The sequence below is a fragment of the Cupriavidus sp. KB_39 genome (assembly GCF_052114485.1).
Classification (GTDB): Bacteria; Pseudomonadota; Gammaproteobacteria; order Burkholderiales; family Burkholderiaceae; genus Cupriavidus.
In genome coordinates this window covers 97,377-114,062 of sequence record NZ_JBFREV010000018.1, presented here as the reverse complement: position 1 = coordinate 114,062, position 16,686 = coordinate 97,377, and the positions used below count along the sequence as shown (strand labels likewise).

Annotated in this window: 22 protein-coding genes; 8 read left to right on the top strand and 14 right to left on the bottom strand. The window is 60.9% G+C overall.

Annotation, left to right across the window (positions count from 1 at the left end; genetic code table 11):
* The first annotated feature begins 532 nt into the window (after nucleotides 1-532).
* The gene (locus AB4Z27_RS15525) at nucleotides 533-820 is read left to right on the top strand and encodes a hypothetical protein (protein ID WP_441644751.1); all 288 of its coding nucleotides are present in this window, start codon (nucleotides 533-535) and stop codon (nucleotides 818-820) included.
* Between the two features lie 314 nt (nucleotides 821-1,134).
* Entirely contained in the window at nucleotides 1,135-1,419 is a 285-nt protein-coding gene (locus tag AB4Z27_RS15520; RefSeq protein ID WP_441644750.1) for a hypothetical protein, read from the top strand.
* 69 nt (nucleotides 1,420-1,488) lie between these two features.
* On the opposite strand, the gene AB4Z27_RS15515 is transcribed toward AB4Z27_RS15520, so the two are convergent.
* From AB4Z27_RS15515 to AB4Z27_RS15470, 10 genes are all read right to left on the bottom strand, one after another.
* A complete protein-coding gene (locus tag AB4Z27_RS15515) occupies nucleotides 1,489-2,481 on the bottom strand; it encodes a zonular occludens toxin domain-containing protein (RefSeq protein WP_441644749.1) in 993 nt (330 codons plus the stop codon).
* Complete coding sequence (locus tag AB4Z27_RS15510) at nucleotides 2,478-2,816, bottom strand: hypothetical protein (protein ID WP_441644748.1); 339 nt, start codon at nucleotides 2,814-2,816, stop codon at nucleotides 2,478-2,480. Before AB4Z27_RS15510 ends, AB4Z27_RS15515 begins: the two co-directional genes overlap by 4 nt.
* An 11-nt stretch (nucleotides 2,817-2,827) precedes the next feature.
* A complete protein-coding gene (locus AB4Z27_RS15505; protein WP_441644747.1) occupies nucleotides 2,828-4,369 on the bottom strand; it encodes a hypothetical protein in 1,542 nt (513 codons plus the stop codon).
* Nucleotides 4,370-4,444: 75 nt separating this feature from the next.
* Complete coding sequence (locus tag AB4Z27_RS15500; RefSeq protein WP_441644746.1) at nucleotides 4,445-4,714, bottom strand: major coat protein; 270 nt, start codon at nucleotides 4,712-4,714, stop codon at nucleotides 4,445-4,447.
* 337 nt (nucleotides 4,715-5,051) lie between these two features.
* Nucleotides 5,052-5,258 carry a hypothetical protein gene (locus AB4Z27_RS15495; protein WP_441644745.1) on the bottom strand — a complete coding sequence of 69 codons (207 nt, stop codon included), beginning with the start codon at nucleotides 5,256-5,258 and terminating at the stop codon, nucleotides 5,052-5,054.
* Nucleotides 5,259-5,267: 9 nt separating this feature from the next.
* Nucleotides 5,268-5,465: a hypothetical protein gene (locus AB4Z27_RS15490; RefSeq protein ID WP_441644744.1), complete on the bottom strand. Its 198-nt coding sequence runs from the start codon at nucleotides 5,463-5,465 to the stop codon at nucleotides 5,268-5,270.
* Between the two features lie 2 nt (nucleotides 5,466-5,467).
* Nucleotides 5,468-5,770, bottom strand: a complete 303-nt coding sequence (locus AB4Z27_RS15485) for a hypothetical protein (protein WP_441644743.1) — start codon at nucleotides 5,768-5,770, stop codon at nucleotides 5,468-5,470.
* Nucleotides 5,754-7,115: a replication initiation factor domain-containing protein gene (locus AB4Z27_RS15480; RefSeq protein ID WP_441644742.1), complete on the bottom strand. Its 1,362-nt coding sequence runs from the start codon at nucleotides 7,113-7,115 to the stop codon at nucleotides 5,754-5,756. Before AB4Z27_RS15480 ends, AB4Z27_RS15485 begins: the two co-directional genes overlap by 17 nt.
* The gene (locus tag AB4Z27_RS15475; protein ID WP_441644741.1) at nucleotides 7,112-7,300 is read right to left on the bottom strand and encodes a hypothetical protein; all 189 of its coding nucleotides are present in this window, start codon (nucleotides 7,298-7,300) and stop codon (nucleotides 7,112-7,114) included. Before AB4Z27_RS15475 ends, AB4Z27_RS15480 begins: the two co-directional genes overlap by 4 nt.
* Nucleotides 7,300-7,422, bottom strand: a complete 123-nt coding sequence (locus tag AB4Z27_RS15470) for a hypothetical protein (RefSeq protein WP_441644740.1) — start codon at nucleotides 7,420-7,422, stop codon at nucleotides 7,300-7,302. The genes AB4Z27_RS15475 and AB4Z27_RS15470 overlap by 1 nt, the downstream gene beginning before the upstream one ends.
* A 121-nt stretch (nucleotides 7,423-7,543) precedes the next feature.
* Here AB4Z27_RS15470 and AB4Z27_RS15465 point away from each other — a divergent pair, with 121 nt between their 5' ends.
* Nucleotides 7,544-7,942, top strand: coding sequence for a helix-turn-helix domain-containing protein (locus tag AB4Z27_RS15465; protein WP_441644739.1), 399 nt, complete (start codon nucleotides 7,544-7,546; stop codon nucleotides 7,940-7,942).
* 60 nt (nucleotides 7,943-8,002) lie between these two features.
* Here AB4Z27_RS15465 and AB4Z27_RS15460 read toward each other — a convergent pair whose 3' ends face one another.
* From AB4Z27_RS15460 to AB4Z27_RS15445, 4 genes are all read right to left on the bottom strand, one after another.
* Entirely contained in the window at nucleotides 8,003-8,464 is a 462-nt protein-coding gene (locus tag AB4Z27_RS15460; RefSeq protein WP_441644738.1) for a group III truncated hemoglobin, read from the bottom strand.
* A gap of 87 nt (nucleotides 8,465-8,551) precedes the next feature.
* Nucleotides 8,552-9,046 (bottom strand): RrF2 family transcriptional regulator, encoded by a 495-nt coding sequence (locus AB4Z27_RS15455; protein ID WP_092297930.1) that lies wholly within the window; start codon nucleotides 9,044-9,046, stop codon nucleotides 8,552-8,554.
* A gap of 127 nt (nucleotides 9,047-9,173) precedes the next feature.
* Nucleotides 9,174-11,291: a TonB-dependent receptor family protein gene (locus tag AB4Z27_RS15450; protein WP_441644737.1), complete on the bottom strand. Its 2,118-nt coding sequence runs from the start codon at nucleotides 11,289-11,291 to the stop codon at nucleotides 9,174-9,176.
* 139 nt (nucleotides 11,292-11,430) lie between these two features.
* Entirely contained in the window at nucleotides 11,431-11,826 is a 396-nt protein-coding gene (locus AB4Z27_RS15445) for an RrF2 family transcriptional regulator (RefSeq protein ID WP_177219975.1), read from the bottom strand.
* 374 nt (nucleotides 11,827-12,200) lie between these two features.
* Here AB4Z27_RS15445 and AB4Z27_RS15440 point away from each other — a divergent pair, with 374 nt between their 5' ends.
* From AB4Z27_RS15440 to AB4Z27_RS15420, 5 genes are all read left to right on the top strand, one after another.
* Entirely contained in the window at nucleotides 12,201-13,139 is a 939-nt protein-coding gene (locus AB4Z27_RS15440; RefSeq protein ID WP_092297921.1) for a multicopper oxidase domain-containing protein, read from the top strand.
* A gap of 20 nt (nucleotides 13,140-13,159) precedes the next feature.
* On the top strand, nucleotides 13,160-13,864 hold the full coding sequence (locus tag AB4Z27_RS15435) for a c-type cytochrome (protein WP_441644736.1): 705 nt from the start codon (nucleotides 13,160-13,162) through the stop codon (nucleotides 13,862-13,864).
* Complete coding sequence (locus tag AB4Z27_RS15430) at nucleotides 13,861-14,232, top strand: c-type cytochrome (protein WP_441590912.1); 372 nt, start codon at nucleotides 13,861-13,863, stop codon at nucleotides 14,230-14,232. Before AB4Z27_RS15435 ends, AB4Z27_RS15430 begins: the two co-directional genes overlap by 4 nt.
* 26 nt (nucleotides 14,233-14,258) lie before the next feature.
* Nucleotides 14,259-15,182, top strand: coding sequence for a multicopper oxidase domain-containing protein (locus AB4Z27_RS15425; RefSeq protein WP_441644735.1), 924 nt, complete (start codon nucleotides 14,259-14,261; stop codon nucleotides 15,180-15,182).
* A gap of 72 nt (nucleotides 15,183-15,254) precedes the next feature.
* On the top strand, nucleotides 15,255-16,679 hold the full coding sequence (locus AB4Z27_RS15420) for an efflux RND transporter periplasmic adaptor subunit (protein ID WP_092297912.1): 1,425 nt from the start codon (nucleotides 15,255-15,257) through the stop codon (nucleotides 16,677-16,679).
* The last annotated feature ends 7 nt before the right edge of the window (nucleotides 16,680-16,686 follow it).

Genomic DNA, 16,686 nt, shown 5'->3' with positions numbered 1-16,686 from the left:
CAACTTCGCGCATGCTCATGGTCACCAATCCTTGTCTGTGCATGGCTGCCTCCCAAAGCGCCCGACGAAACTCGGAGCGTACGGGGAGGCAGCCTCAGGTGACATCTCTATTCGTCGCAAAGGTGACATTACTAATAACGGCCAACATCCCTTATACGCATAATGCGTATTATGTYAAATGCGACGGGTGTCAAAGAAGCCGATGCGAGCAATCGAGGCAAGCCCGAAAACAGCACCGGCCTGACCGACAACACATCAGCAGATCTAGTACCTCCCTCGTTGAAACGCCTGCCTCGTGCAGGCGTTTTTTCTTGGCCGCGATCTGCCGGTAATAGCGCCGCCGAGCTGCGTCTTGCAAGCCGCGACGAAGCGTTCGAATGAAGTAGTACAGATGCCGGATCTCCCGCGCCACGGCTCGCGTTTCTTCTTCGGTCATTCAAGGAGCATCGACATCTGAAACAACGCCTATATGCGTCGTGAGAGGGATTGACGGAAAACGCTACAATCTGCCGAAAACGACAAGGGGTCAGATATGGGCATCTATGACAGAGACTGGTGGCGGGATCGGTACAACGAACGCACCGGCCGCGACGAGTCGAAGGATTCCGCGTGGAGAAAGCCGGCATCCGGACCGAAACGCAGCGGAACGCCGCCGCCGAGCACGAACGACAGCTTCCAAAACGTGCCGCACGTTCCTCCGCGCCGCCCGCCGGATCTCCCCGGTGCAAACTGGCATTGGACAATCAAGCTACTCGCATTCACGTGGTACGCCACGCTCATGTTCCTACTGGCCAAGTACATCGCGCCGCTGCTCCGTTGAAACATGAAATGAGGGCTTCGCCCTGTGGGCGCTCGCCGCGCGGCGTCCCCGGTCGCCCTGCCGAGGCGTCATCAGCCCACTGAGCCCGCCGTCCCAAACCGCGAACCATAGCCGACTGCTGGCGAACTTTCGCGGCATATCCTCCCTACGCTTCGCTGCGGTCCGGTATTCCACGTTTCGCCATCAGCCGGCTATCGGATCGCAGGGACGACGAACTCAGCGGACTGATGCCGAAATCCCCTCGGCAGCACGCCCGGAGACCAGTACGTCCGGGACTCAGAATCTAGCGGCCCGATGCCTGAAAGGAGCAAACCATGGAACAAATGAGCCTGAAGTTGATCGGTGGTGTATGCAACGCTGTGTGGCTGTCGGCAGCAAAACGGAAGCGCATCAAGCGCGCGCTTGGCCTGTTCCGCCCGATGGTCCAGCTCCGCCTGAAGTTGTACGTGCGCAAGCTGGTGCGCATGAATAAGGGTTTCGTTTGGACCCGCCCGGATGGCAAACAATTCTTCTGCAAGACGCTGCGCAGTCTCGCAGCTCGTGTCATGGACTATGACGGAGCGATGCTGCGCGGTCTGCTCAAGATGGTGACGAAATGATCGGGTTCCTTTGGGGCTTCCTCGGTGGCGTGGGAATCGGACTTATCGTGATCGCGCTGTCAATGGCAACTAAACGTTAGCAGCTGCAAGAACCCTACGCATACGCTCCCGCCGTTCAGCCGCGGTCATGCCATAACCTGGCCTCGCAGCTCGTCGCTCACGCCGGTACAGCGCTTCGATCAATCGTTGACGCTTCTCCGGATCTTTCTCTCGCTGGTACACCAGCATCACAGCGCGCCGGTTCTTAACCTGCGTCATGCGCACCTTTGGCTTGAAGATGCTCAGCAGATTTCGCGCGACACGAATCCATGCGGGCACCTCTGTCTTATGTTTGTAGCCCTCAAGATGCCAATGCGACAGGTACGAAAACACGCCGTGCGCGTAGTTCTCTTCGAACACCTGCGTCGTGTCGTATCCTGCATGGATGCCCTTCCCTGTGAATGTCATACGATCACACACAAGGCCAGCCGGATCTACACCGAGCCGCATCACGCCAATGTGAAAACGCGGCAGCGTGCCCTTGCTCTGATAGGCCGTGGCGAACTTAATCAACGGCGTAATGAGCGGAAAGGCGATCTTGTCAACGCGGTGAAAACGCACGGTGTATTCAATCAGTGACTCACGCAACTGACGGTCGACCTGATTCACGTTCTGCATGATGTAGTACACATCCCAGCCGTACTTGCGTGCATGCACAAGCCAGTCCAGAACCGGCATCCGCTCCTTGTCCTGAAATGCCCGAGCATTCAGCCATGTCCCCATTTCGTCCAGGACAAGCTTGCCGTTCTCGTCTTCGTTGAAATCGGTCGTCAGCCGCGGCTGACCATCAGCTCCAATCACAATCCCCGGATTCCCGCTCCCCAACGCTACGAGATCCGCAACCGTTGGCTTGTCAGGAAGCCGTATAGCGCTCGCTCTGCAATCCCGAGGGGTAAGCTTGTCCAGATGCAAATTTAAGTTCGTAGCGACGCGCTGACCACGCAGCATGGCCTTACGCATGATGATGACCGCCCCAGACGATTTCCCGGTGCCCTTCTTCCCAACTAGTGCATAGTCGCTCATAACATGTTCACCAGCTGGTCAAGCACCTTCTTCTTCCACACATACACCGTAATAGCAGTGAACCCAGCTACCCAGCACGAGAACGCCGCAGCTGTGGCGCCATTCCATATCAAGCCCCAGCCCATCGCAACATACTGCGCCAGCTGACCAGCTCCACCCAAGGTGGGCACGCATGCATCAATACAGGCCGTGACCGCGCTGTACAGCCCTACAAGCAGCCCCAGTGACACTACGACGATGGCAAGTATCCACGCCTTGCGCACATCGAAGAACTTCATAAACACCGTGAGCAAAAAATTGAACAGCGCCAACAACAAACCGGACAGAATCGGCATACCCCCTCCCCTTACGTCTTGATCGCTTCGCGAACATCAAAGGCCAACGCCACCAAGAAACCTAGCGCGATGAACACCGCAAACACATCCTTCGCCATGTAGTAATGCGGACAGATGTCAAAGGTCAGATCTCGGTTTGACGCCGTATCGTGAATAGTCGGCGGCTGACAAACCTCGCTGCCATATGTGGGCAACACGTTAAACAGCTTGATCCAATGCGCCGAGGCTTCACGTGCCTTGGCATCGATCTCCGATACTTTGCCGTCGAGCAACGTACTGTTATCGGTCTTCATCTGATCAAGCGACTGCGTGGCACTCTTCGCTAGCTGCGCGGCGTCGTCAGCAGTCTTCGTGTCCGTCTCATCAATCTTGCACGCCGGCTTCCCCGGCAATCCGCAAGTCTCGACCTTCACCGGCTCGCTACCGGTCGCCGGAGCAGTACTCTCTTCCGTCGTTTCTGTCGACGTTGTGCCATCTGGATTCGTTGTGGTCGTAACGCACTTCCGACCCACGTTCAGAGGTGTTTCTTTGGCCGTCGCCATGTTGCTATTCGCAGTGCCTGTATAGGTGCACGTGGTCTGTTTCTTCGTGACCTTGCCAGCCGAATCGGTATTCGTCGTCGTGGGCCCAACATCCTGAACGGTGCCCGTACCAATTACCTCCGCCAGCTGCGCCATCGCTTTGGCCCACTCTTCATTCTGCTGCGCCGGATCTTCAAAACCCCAAGTCTGCTGTTGGAGATATGGATTTGCCTGCATGGCACGCTGCCATGCTTGATTGATCTCATCAGACGTAGCAGGCGTCGGCTGCGTCCCCGGGGTGTAACCCGGTGGAATGCATTCCGTTGCCGTCTGTGCGTAGCCAGCAGGACAACCACGCGGATGTTGCCCCAACGGACCGTCCCAGACATAGCCGGTGTTATCTTTGATCGCGCAATAGAACTGCGTGAAGGTCGACAGATCACCGTTAGCAACGCGCCAACTCACATAGCTCCAACCGCGCGTTGGCTGTTGGCCATTCCAGTAACCGACATCCGCCTGACAAGCAGCCTCCGGCGTCGGATAAAAGCCGGTGGTGTATCCGGAAACGTAGTAGCCGCCTGCAATAGGAAACGGCTTACCGTTTGGCGCCTGCTCCCCCTGCCCTGGCTTACACCATGTGCCATCGGCACACTTCTCGAGTCCGTATTGCAGCAGCACCGTAGCGCCAATCGCGATCATGCCGGGAATCGACACAGCACGGCCAGCCATGGTCGCCAGATCGATCAGCCTCTTTTCCTTCAGCGCAATCGACCCAACCTTGCGAGCTCCATTGATAATGTCAAGCGTGCTGTTGGAACTCACCTGCAAGCCCGATGCCGACCCCGCGATAATGCGCGACATCGACCGCTGATAGTTGTAGTCAACCCCTGCCGCCCCGCTGAGCTGGGCATGTGCCGGCAACGGGATGAGCATCGAAAGAAGAAGGGCCAGCGCGATAATGGCTGGCCCTAAGAAGAGATCAATCCCGGTAGACGCAAAAGCTTGCCGCGTCCGGACATCGTAGGCGTGCATGGTATGGATCCAAGTAGCTACAAGCGGTGAGGAAGAACCCCACCGCCACCAACAGCGCAGCGGTGAGGCGTCGCATTACTTCGCCTTGCCCGAGATCTTCTTGTACATACCCATGCCCCAGTAGCCGGCCACGACGATGGTCAGCACCGCGAAGCCAGCGGCGATATACGAAGTAGCCGACGACTTGAGCGTGTCGATTGCAGCCAGACCCGGGTCGGTCGGCGTGGTTTGCGCCAGCGCATTGCCCATGGCAATGACAATACCGCCGGTGACAAGACCCACCTTGCTCATGGCGCGGCCCGAGGCTTGCTTGGCGTTCAGAATTGCTTGCTTGAGTGCGTTCATTTTTCCGTCCTTGAAAAGTTGATGTATGGCGAAGGTCGCCACCCTTACCCCAACGATGCCTCCACGGCCCGTATGAAGATCCTGTGCTGCGTACCAGCGGCCCAACCAATCGCCCAGGCACACAGAGCCCATCCAATCACCGCCGTCACAGCTTTTCCTTGATGTAGATGATGAAGTCCACGGCCATGCCGCCGAAGAAGCGTATGGCCACCATTGCAGCCACGTACGGCCAAATTTGGCCGAGCACGTCACCGAATGCGCCCACCGATGTACCCGAGCGCGAACAGACCCACGAGCGCGAGATAGAACACCAGCTCGCCATTGTTGAGTCCGTACATCATTGACCCCTTTCCCGCCGCACAATCGCAGCAGACTTACGACGCTGGCGCCGCCTATCCCCGAACAGCTGCACCAGCTGATGCAACGCATCCCAGAGCATCAGCGCCCCGAGCGCGCCGCAAAAGCTGACGACAAGCAAGACCATCGAGAGCCGATTCACCAGCTCCACCGCATCCTGTTGCGTCAGCATCACGACTGCATCCATGTGACCCCCTTACGCTCTTCCCGCCGACACGATCGCCACCACGTCGAAGCCTTCATCGCAATGGTCTACCGCCGTCTCGATCGCTTCTTCGCGCGTGGCGAACGTGCCCGCCTCTCTCAGCCGGCGCGTAACACCCACGTCACCACCAGCTGGGCACAGGAAATAGCCCGAATGGACCTCCTGTACGACGAACACGACGCCGCCCATGATTAGGCCGCTGCCTTGGCGGTGGACAGCGGCACCAGCGAATGCACGATGGTCTTCATCGTCTTGCCATTCGTGGTGATCTCCATATCGGCCTTCGCCTTGAACGGCAGTTCGATCTTGGCGTACTTGTCGTACTCGTCCGACTTGCCGATGGTGTATTCCGCCGTGGCAGCACCGCGCGCCGTGCCCTTGGACTCATCGAACGGTGTCAGCACGTAAGCCTTGCACGAGTCATAAGCGACGCCTTCCATATCGCCCTTGGATGCCTTGAGGCCGTACACGATCACTTCACTGGTAAAGCGCATGGTCATTTCCTTTCGCGGCTGGTGGCATGACCGATTCCTCTGTCCAGCCATCATCAGAGGGGTCAAGATCGTTGTGACGCGGATAGCGCGGTCGCTGGTGCAGCGGGGTGTCGCAGAACTCGTGACCTGGCACCTTCAAACGCTCGGGCCAGTCATCGGTTTTTGCCATCACGCGCTGAATGAAGGTTTCCTCGCCGAGCAAGCCCACCAGCACGCGTACGTACTTGCCGTAGCTGGCTCGGATGTTGTCAAGCGATGCATCGACGTTGATCTGCGCGGTCTTCCGCTTGATCTCCATACGCTCTGGCTGGCGACCCGGATCGATGAACCGCATACAGGGATAGGACGCGACAAAGAAGGCAGAAGGGTCGATAAGCACATCGAACGGGATAATCCGCTTCACGTTGCGATACTCGACCTCGATCCGCACCCACTCCGAGCTAGCATCACCCTGCTCCATACCCTTCTCGTAGATGCGACACAGCTTGCCGTTGCGGCGTAAGCCGATATAGAGCGAACGACCCTTGCCGTTGGGCTTCTTCCAGTTGCCCTTGTACTCGTGATGCGGAGCGTTCACCGATGCCGTGAACAGGCCATCGTCGTACCACTGGTCCGCCTGATCAACGGTAACTTCGCCACGAAAACAGTCATGCGCGAGGTCTACCCGCGTAATGCTCGGACGCTTGGCCTTGCCGACGAGGAACTGGTGCAGACGGTGCTCCCATCCGTCTTTCGCCGCGATGCAGCCTGCCCCGTTGATGCTGACCATGATCGTGGAGCGCTGGTTCATCCCGCCGATGCCGACATGGCCATAGTTGTCGCCCAACTCCCACGCGTTGAGGTAGAAGTCCCGCGACCGCTTGAGATCCTGTGTCACGCCATAGCCGAGGATCTCCGTCRGCTGCTCTGACAGCGCCATGATGTAGCCGAGGTCATCCACCGCGCCATTCACCACGTCATGCCGGAATGTCTCTTCGCCAACGGTGAAGCGCAGCGTGTCAATCATGGCCACCTGACCATTGACCGGTACGCGGACCATAACGGCTTTGACTTCGCCCGAGTCCGTCATAACCAGCTGCATTTCGGTCGGTTGCGCTACTGCCGCCGTGTCCGTTCCCCCCGTGTTACTAGAGGGGGGGGCAGAAGCCGCACCGGCGCCCGCCGCCCTGCTGCGCATGACAGCGAGCGCCCCCGCGCTCTGCACCACCTGAGCAACGGGAGTCTTCTGTTTGATGGGGCTGGTCTGGTCCGGGCGAGCGCGGCCAGTCTGGCGGGCTTGGACGTCAGCCAGCACGTATGGCTGGTCCGAGAGCGTTGCGTACGAAGGAGCGCGAGTCTTGCTCATGCGCGCACCTTGGGGATGCCAGCTCGTACGACTGCAATAGCAAGCAGCAGACATGCGAGCCCGAAGCAAAAGCGGATGAACATCACAGGTTCGATACCCATTGCCCAAAGCAGTGAATACCAGCCATTGCTATCCACGATGACCGCGAACAGCGCGATGAGGAACGACAAGAGAATCAGGCCCATCACATGCCCCACACGTCGCCGAGGATCTCAGCTGCGAGCAGCTCGGCCAGCTTCTTGCCGACCGACACTGCCAGCACGCTGGGCAGTACCACCGCCACCGCCACCCCCAAGAAACTCGCCATCGTTTACCCCTCGCGGTTTACCGACTATGATTCGGACATTCACAGTCCGAGAGAACTTATCACGGGCCGAGAATAGTTCACGGACCGAGAGAATTGCAAGCACTACCTTCGAGGGGTATCTATGAAACTGGACAGCTATCTGAACGCGCTGATCGCAAAGCAAGGGCTAAAGAACGACCGCGCCCTCGCGGATTACCTCGGCGTCGGCAACAACACGATCAGCCAATGGCGTAATGGCGTGCGCTCGCCCGACAACGAGATGTGTCTGCGCTTGGCTATCGAACTGAATGAAGATCCGATGCGGATCATGATGGCCGCTGGAATGGACCGTGCGGAGCGCACCGGTCAGCGGTCACTGTGGGAGGTTTTTTCGAAGAGGATGCACGGCCACGCCGCGCCGGCAAGCCTCGCAGTCCTGGCGGCGCTGGTGGGCGGTAGCGTCACAAAATTTGTGACATCCCCTGCCCTGCAAGCCAGCACTGACGCCATTTTGTGGGTCAAGGACTGCGTATTATGTTAAATCAATGATCCGAGGCCGAAAGCCCTGCAGGCAGCCTTGCCCCGGCCATGCTGCGGCTGGCTACCTGCCTGTGTACCGTTCCAGCAGCTCCCGTTGCCCGGCTGGCACCTCGTAGGACATGCCGTACATCCCCAACTGCAGGCTCTTGGCAATGCGCAATGCCGGCCGCACGAACTCGGCTGCTATTGGTTTGTTGAAAGTGGCTTGTGCCGTGTCGATGAAGAGTTCGAGCCAGCGGTCGAAATGATGGCCCTCGATCCCCGCGAGCATCATATGGCGGGACAGGACATGCCCCCGGTAGCGCTTGCTCCCAAGGACAATGCTTGACCAGAACGTGTCCATCGTTGTGAGATGCTGGTCCCATCGGCCGGAGATGACTCGGTCGAAAAGCGGGCCGATACTCTCGTCGGCGCGAACCCGCRCGTAGAAGGCACGGACAAATGCCGATATTTCGGCTTCGTCGGGCAGATGCGCGCCTTGGGCCACGGCGTCGCTGGCGGTCTGAAGGTTATTCCCGGGCATCGTCAYCCCTAAAAGATGCATCAAGAATGCATCTTATCATCTATATAGTCGGGGCTGACGAATGCGCAGATAAACCCCTGCCCTTCGTCAGGTCTTCGCAGCTTGCCTCGAGACCTTGACGGGGATCCGCGCCAGCACAGACGCGGCAGCGTGCTCGTCCAGCACGCGCTGCATCATCTTCGGCTTGAGAATGAGATCTTCGAGCGTGTGTTCGTCCAACACCCGGAAGTATGCGTCCAGCGCCGCGTGCAGCACGCCGCGCAAGCCACATATCGGGGTGATGACACATTGATTGCCTTCCGCGTGGAAGCATTCGACCATCGCAAAATCACTCTCCATCGTGCGAATCACTTCGCCGACGTTGATCTTGGACGCGGGACGGTTGAGCTGGACGCCGCCGGAGCGGCCCCTGAGGGTATGCAGGAAACCCTCCTGCCCCAGCCGGTGCACGATCTTGATCAGGTGGTTCCTGGGAATGCTAAAGCTGTCCGCAATCCGCTGGATCGTCACCAGTTCGTCCGGGTGCGCAGCAATGTAGATTAACGTACGTAGTGCATAGTCGGTGTAGTCGGTCAGTCTCATCTTCGATCCCCACTCGCCTCCAGGACGGGACGCGTCAGTATATCTTACGCGCCAAATGCATCTTTTAGGGAATCGACCCCCGAGTCAAGTGGAATGCGGCCGCCAGGACCGCCGCATCCCACCACGATCAGAACTTGTACTTCACCCCCGCATACAACGCGCGTCCGACCCCTGGGTAGAAAACCGCCGTGTTGGCAGTGCGCGCATTCGCCACGGTGCCGAAGTCACTGACGTAGCGTTTGTCGGCCAGGTTGCGGGCGTCGAGGAACAGCGTGACGCCGCGCTGGAATTCGTAGCTGGCCTGGATGCCGAACAGCACGTAGGCCGGCACCTTCATCGTGTTGGCGTAGTCCACGTAGGCGCCGGTCGGCACCCAGTCGATCGTGCCCGCCACGCGCGCGGAGCCCCTGTTGTAGGCCACGGTCGTGCGGAGCACATGCTGCGGCACGCCCGCGATGCGGTTGTTGCCGTAAACCGGATCGTTGTCGAAGCGGAAATCGCTGTAGTTCCACATTTGCGACAGCGTGAGCCGGTCGCCTGCGCCAATGATATTGCGCAGTATCTCGGCGCTGGCGCCCAGCTCCACGCCCTGCAGGATGGTCCGGTTGGCGTTGAACGTGGAGGCTGGCACGTCGGGGCTGACCGTGTACTGCAGCATYTGGTCGCGCACCAGCGAACGATAGAGTGTCARGTCCCAGCCGAAGCGGTCCAGTTGCCCGCGCGTGCCCGCCTCCACCGTCCAGCCGCGCTGCTGCGCCAGTGGCACGAACTGGTTGGTCGCGCCGATGGTCTGGTTCAGGTCCGAGAAGTCCGGCACGTCGGCGCTGCGCGTGATGTCGACGAAGGCCTGCACGTCCTTGCGCGGCTCCCACAGCACGCCGAACTTCGGGTTCACGCCGCTGTAGGTGGCGCTGTCCGACTTGGCCGTTGGGCTGGCGGACAAGCCGCCGTAGTCCTGGTACTCCCGCCGGTTGCGGTACGCCTTCGCTCCCGCCATCAGCGCGACCGTAGGCCGCACGTACAGCCGGTCTTCGAGATAGGCCTCGTAGTTGAAGGCATCCTGCCGGGCGTTCAGCGTCTGTGCGCCGCGGTCGCCATTAACGTTGACGTATTGGCGGGCATTGTTGTTGCCACCAAAGAAGCGTGCCCCGGCGATCAACTGGTTGCGCATGCCGCCCAGCGTGAAGTTGCCGGTGTAGCGCGGCGCAAAGCCGTAGGTCCAGTAGTCCTGATCGATGACCTGAAAGATCGGGTGGTACAGGCTCTTGTGGATGATCCAGGTGCTGAAGTCCAGCTGGCCGTTGTCCAGCTTCACGCTGGTCACGTTGGCCAGCCGCTCGGTGCGCGTGTTACGTGCCTGGTCCCCTGCCAGCGCACTGGCGGACGCCTTGCGCGGATCGTTGAGCGCCTCATTGAGCGTGAGCGTGCCTGGCAGCAGYTGGTCGACCACGTAGGCCCCGAAGTAGAAACGCGTTTCCACGGCCGGGCTGAAGCGGTAGCCGAAGTTGGCGTTGAGCTGTTCGTACTGCCCGCGTTCGTGATTGCGGTAGCCCTCCGAGTGATTGACGCTGAGATTGGCGAGGAAGTCGAATGCGCCGATCTGTCGCGATACCTGGCCGCTGGCGCGCGCGGTGCCGAAGCTGCCACCGTCCACGCGCAGCATGTTTGGCGCATCCGCCGTCAGCGCGGTTGGCGTGGTGAAGTTGACGGCGCCGCCCAGCGTCGAGCTGCCGAATGCCAGSCCGTTGCCGCCCTTGTAGACCTCGGCCGCGGAAAGTCCGATGGGATCGATCTGGTAGTAGTCACCGCTGCCGTCCGCGAAGTTGGTCGGCACGCTGTCCTGCAGGATTTCCAGGCCACGCGTGTGGAAGCCGCGCGAGATGCCGGAGCCGCGGATCGACAGGCGCAGCTCCTGGCCGTAGCGCTCCTGTACGTAGACCCCGGGCGAGTCCTTGAGGACATCGCGCAGATTGCTGGCGTAGGTATCGGTGTAAGACTGCGCATCGACAAATCCGACCGACCCGGCCGATTGGAACAGCGTGTCACGCTGGCGGGCCACGCCGGGCACCGTGAGTGAACCCTCGGCTGGCGCCGCTGCGCTGACGGTGATGGTGGGCAGCGTGGGGAGTGGCGCGTCATTGGATGCCTGCGTGGCGTTGGTTTGCGCGATGGCCGCGCCGCTCAGCGCGAGCGTCTGTACGACTACAGCAATGGCGGTCTTGCGCCAGGCTTTTTCAGATCTCATTTTGTTCTCGTCTACGTTTCAGGTGCCGTGGTATGGACCCCGGGCAAGCAACGGAAGCATACGAAGCACGTATCGGCCTGCGCCATGCGACATGGCAGCGCACGGCATTGAAAAGGTCTATTGCGATGTCGGGCATCGATCAGGGCAGCAGATCCGCTATCGAGTAGCCATCGAGCACGGTGAGGTAGGCCACCAGCGCCCCACTCAGCGCCGCGTGACAATCGGCAACGCTCGAGACCACGCAAAATCCCCCGGCGCGAAAGCACGCCATCAAGTCCAACCTGTATTCCAAGACCCGGACCACGTCGCCCACAGTGATGGCCGATGCAGGACACGCCAGGCGTGTTCCACCGATACGCCCGCGCGCGGTGTCGAGGTAGCCAGCACGGCGCAGCGCGTGGACGATCTTGACGACGTGATTGAGCGGCAGCCCAATGGCGTCGGCGATGTTCCTCGCCGTCTGCGGCCTGCCATCGTTGCGCGCGAGATGGACCAGCGCATGCAGTCCGTACTCGGTATAGACGGTCAGGCGCATCACGCATTCCGGCAAGGCGGCACCGTCGGATGGCGTAAAAAGACAGCGACATAGGTATCCATTTGCTCGCAAGACTTCCCGWTCCATGTTTCGATGAAGTCTATTAAAGATGCATAMCCAATACAACATAAATGCTMTGCATCGGATAAARAGGCAAATTTCCGTTGCATGGAGGACGCGATAGTCCTCACGGGTGGTGTGGCTTAACCCGCTCTGCCGCATCTAAAGATGTATAGTGAATGCATCTTTAAAGGCGAAGGCCGGCCACTCAAACAATCGGGGGTACCAAGTTGAAGTCCTTACTTTCCGCAATCCTTGCCACATCGGCGCTTCTGACGGCGCACGGTGCTTGCGCGGCAACCCGGAACTTCGAGATGAACATCGAAGACACCCGGGTCACGTTGGTAGACAAGCAGCAATTCCATACGTTTGCATTCAACGGGCAGGTGCCAGGCCCGCTGTATGTGGTGGATGAAGGCGACGATGTCAACGTCACCGTCAACAACCTGACCGCCCTGCCCCACACCGTGCACTGGCACGGCATGTACCAGAAGAACTCCTGGAAGAACGACGGCGTGCCGGGTGTYACCCAGGAGGCCATCAAGCCCGGCGACTCTTTCAAGTATCAGTTCAAGGCGGCGCCGTCCGGCACCATGTGGTACCACTGCCACGTCAACGTCAATGAACACGTCGCCCTGCGCGGCATGTGGGGTCCGTTGATCGTCCGGCCGAAGAATCCGACCGCTCTGGAGAAGAAGGTCACCAAGGAATTCATCCTGATGTTCTCCGAGTGGGACTCCAAGTGGGCGGACAAGCCCGGCTTCGGCGGCCTGCCATCAGACAAGCCCGACTACTTCACGATCAACGGCAAGGCTTATCCGGACACCCAGCCCATCCGTATCGAGAAAGGCGACGTGGTCCGCCTGCGCCTGATTGGCGCTGGCGACGGCACGCACAGTTTCCACCTGCACGGGCACAGCTTCAAGATCGCCTTCAAGGATGGCTTCCCGCTGGCCAACCCCATCATGGCCGACACCGTGCTGTTCGGGCCCGGTGAGCGCTACGACCTGATCTTCGAAGCCGACAACCCTGGCCGCTGGATGGTTCACGACCACGTCGACTCCCATACCGTCAACGGCGATCGTCCGATGGGCGGAATCATGAGCGTCGTGGAGTATGCGGGCGTGCCTTCGGACCCCTGGTACGACTGGGCCGGCAAGAAGTACCAGCCCAACTTCTACTACGAGGAATCGCTGAAGAAGGGTCCCGGTCAGTACAGCAACGACTTGCTCAAGGGCAAGGCCGTCCAGTAATCGACCCAGGAACGATCTCGATGAACATCCCTCACCTCACGCGCCTTGCCGTGGCCGCCCTCGCCTTCACGGCGGCGGGCACCGCCGCCCAGGCGAAAACCGGGCAGGAAGTCCTGCAGGCGCAATGCGTGGCCTGCCACGCCGTCACGAAACCCCAGAAGCTCGATGTGGATCGTCTGTGGCAACGCAAGGGCCCGGACCTGTACTACGCGGGCGTCAAGTTCAACCAGCCATGGCTGGAGAAGTGGCTGCAGAGCCCGACCACCATCCGCCCCGCGGGGGTGATGGTGGCCCGGGCGGTCAAGGCCTCTGCCGACAAGGGGCCCGACACCATCGACCCCGCCGCGCTGAGCCCGCACCCGAAGCTGGACAAGGACGAGGCCGCCGCCGTAGCCGCCGAGTTGATGAAGCTCRGCGGCGATGCCGGCCTGGTGGAGAAAGGCGGCTTCAAGAACGATCCRCCCAACGCCTCCATGGCCAGCCTGCTGTTTGCCAAGCTGCGCGGCTGCGCCTCCTGCCATTCGGCCAAGCCGGGCAACGGCGGCAGCTCTGGGCCGGAGATGGTGGATGGTGGCGCGCGGCTGCAGCCGGACTACGTGGTCGCCTACATCAAGGATCCACAGAAATTCGACCCGCATGTCTGGATGCCGCGCCTCGACCTCAATGATGCCGATATCCAGAAGCTGGCCGGATACATCACCACGTTGAAGGGAGAGCCGAAATGAGGCGCCAGACGACTTTCCTGATGCTCGCGCCGCTGCTTGTGGCCGCTGGCATCAACCGTGCGCATGCCGACGACCAGTTCGCGCATGCCACACGGCTCTACAACACGTATTGCGTGCAGTGTCACGGTGTGAACCGTGACGGCAACGGTGTGAACAGCCGCGACATGGCGGTCAAGCCGCGCGATCACACCGACACCAAGGCTATGGGTGACACACCGGATGAAACGCTGTTGAAGGCGATCAAGGGAGGTGGTCTCGCTGTAGGGAAATCCGTTCTGATGCCGAAATGGGAGGGCCTGCTCACCGACGACGACATGAAGGAAATGGTCAGTTACCTGCGCTTCGTAAGCAAGACTGGCACCAAGTAATACGCAACCGAGGAAACACAAGACAAATGAAAGCCMTTCCAACCCTGCTCTTTGCCGCCGCCGCTCTCCTGGCCGGCGTGCAGGCGCATGCGAAGACCGTCAAGGTCACGATGACAGCCAAGGAGATCGACCTGCCTATCGACAACAAGGGGACGATGTACCGCACCTGGACCTTCGACGGCCAGGTGCCGGGCACCGTGGTCCATGTCACCGAAGGCGACACGATCGAGTTCACACTGATCAACGACAAGGCGAACAAGAACTCGCACTCGATGGACTTTCACGCGGCACGCGTGGATGTCGTCAAGGACTTCGAGGCCGTGAAGCCGGGTGAAGAAGCCCACTACACGTTCACTGCCGACTACCCGGGGGTGTTCTTCTACCACTGCGGCGCGGACCCGATGATCCAGCATATCGCACGCGGCATGTACGGCACGATCATCGTGGATCCGAAGGATTCCAAGGCCATGCCGAAGGCGGATCGCGAGTATGTGCTGATCCAGTCCGAGCTGTACGCGAATCCGGACAACCAGGCGGACATGATGGCCAACAAGTGGACCAACGTCATGTTCAACGGCAGCATCTTCAAGTACGACCCGGTGCATGATCCGAGCGCCACCCGCGTGCTGCAAGCCAAGCCGGGCGAGCGCGTGCGGATTTACTTCGTCAACGCCGGTGTGAACGAGTTCTCGTCGCTCCACCCCATCGCGGGTATCTGGGATCGCGTCTACGGCAGCGGCAACCCCAAGAACGTCCACGTGGGCATGCAGAGCTTCGTGGTTGGGCCGGGCGATGCCGCCACGTTCGACCTGATCTCGCCGAAGGAAGGCGCCAACGCCATCGTGTCGCACTCGCTGCGTCAGGCGCTGTCGGGCGCCATCGCCATCATGCAGTTCTCCAATGATGCCGATCCGAAGGCCGGCAAGGGCGACAACATCCTCGTGAGGTAAGCAGCGCGGGGCTAACGGCTGGCCGAGGCGGGGACATCGTCGCGGCCGGCCACAGAGAGCAAGGTGAAAAACATGAAAGAAGGTGCGATGCTGGGCATCGGCGGCGCTACCGTGGCACTGCTGGCTGGTGTGGTGGGAATGGTGGCTTCGTACGACTACGTCAACGATCCACTGATCAGCCAGGCGCGGGCGGTGACCGCCGATGCTGGGGCGCATGCGGATGGCGGGCACGACCAGATGCACGGTCGACCTGAAGCCGGGAATGCACTGCTGACGGCGGCAACCAAGTCCGCCAGCGGCGTCACGCAGTACACCTGCCCCATGCATCCGAACATCGTCACGGCCCAGCCGGGCAGCTGCCCGATCTGCGGCATGCACCTGGTCAAGGCCGGCGCCACCCAGTCGATGCCGCAGCACCAGCACGCGCAGCAATCCGCTGCCGCCGCGCCGATTGCCGTGACCGTGGGCGATGCCGCCTACCGGCAGATGGGCATCGCGGTGGAGGTCGTCACGCACCGCCAGTTGAAGCCGGTCATCAACACCTATGCCGTGCTCGAATCTGACCAGGGACGTGCCACGTCCGCCACGCCGAAGTTCGAGGGCTGGATCAAGCGCCTGGGCGTCGCCGCAACCGGCGAGCGGGTGCGTCAGGGCCAGGTGCTTTACGAGATCTACTCCGCCGAGGCGCAACAGCGCCAGCGCGACTACCTCGACCTGCTGACCCGCCGCGACGGCCTGACCTCCGGCGGCATGGCCGCGCTGGAACAGAGCAACGCGATGCTCGGCAGTCTTGCGCGCGAAATTGCCCGCCAGCGGGACCGCCTGCGCGAAGCCGAGATTCCGCCGGCGGTCATGGCAAAGCTCGATACGGAGCGCCGCATTACCGAGGTCATTCCCGTGCTGGCGCAGCGCGACGGCATCGTTTCCGCCATCAATGTCAGGCCCGGCGGCTTTGCCGGACCCAGCCAGCCGGTGCTGACCTACGGCGACCCGCGCGGCACTAGCGCCACGCTGTCGCTCTATCCCGATCAACTGCCACTGCTTGCGCAGGGTGGCCAGCTCACGCTGACCTCGGACACCGTGCCCGGCTGGCGCGCCACCGCGCCGCTGCGTGCCACCACGGCGGAGGTGGACCCGGCCACCCGCAAGGCCCGTGTGCGCGTGACGCTCAACCAGGTGCCCGCCGCCCTCGTCGCCGGCACCTTCCTCCATGCCATCGTCGAGGTCGCGGGCGAGACCACGCTAACGGCACCGCGCGATGCCGTGCTGCGCACCGGCCACGGGAGCTTCGTCATGGTCGCGCTGGGCGAAGGACGTTTCGTGCCGACCGAGGTGCGGCTGGGCAAGGAAGACGCCGAGCGCGTTGAGATTGTCGACGGACTGGCCGAAGGCGCGGCAATCGCCGTGAACGGCCAGTTCCTGCTCGGTGCGGAGGCTTCTCTGGCGGCCACGCGCCAGCGCATGGGCGGCGGCGCGGCCGCGAAAGAGATCCTGTAACGACAAG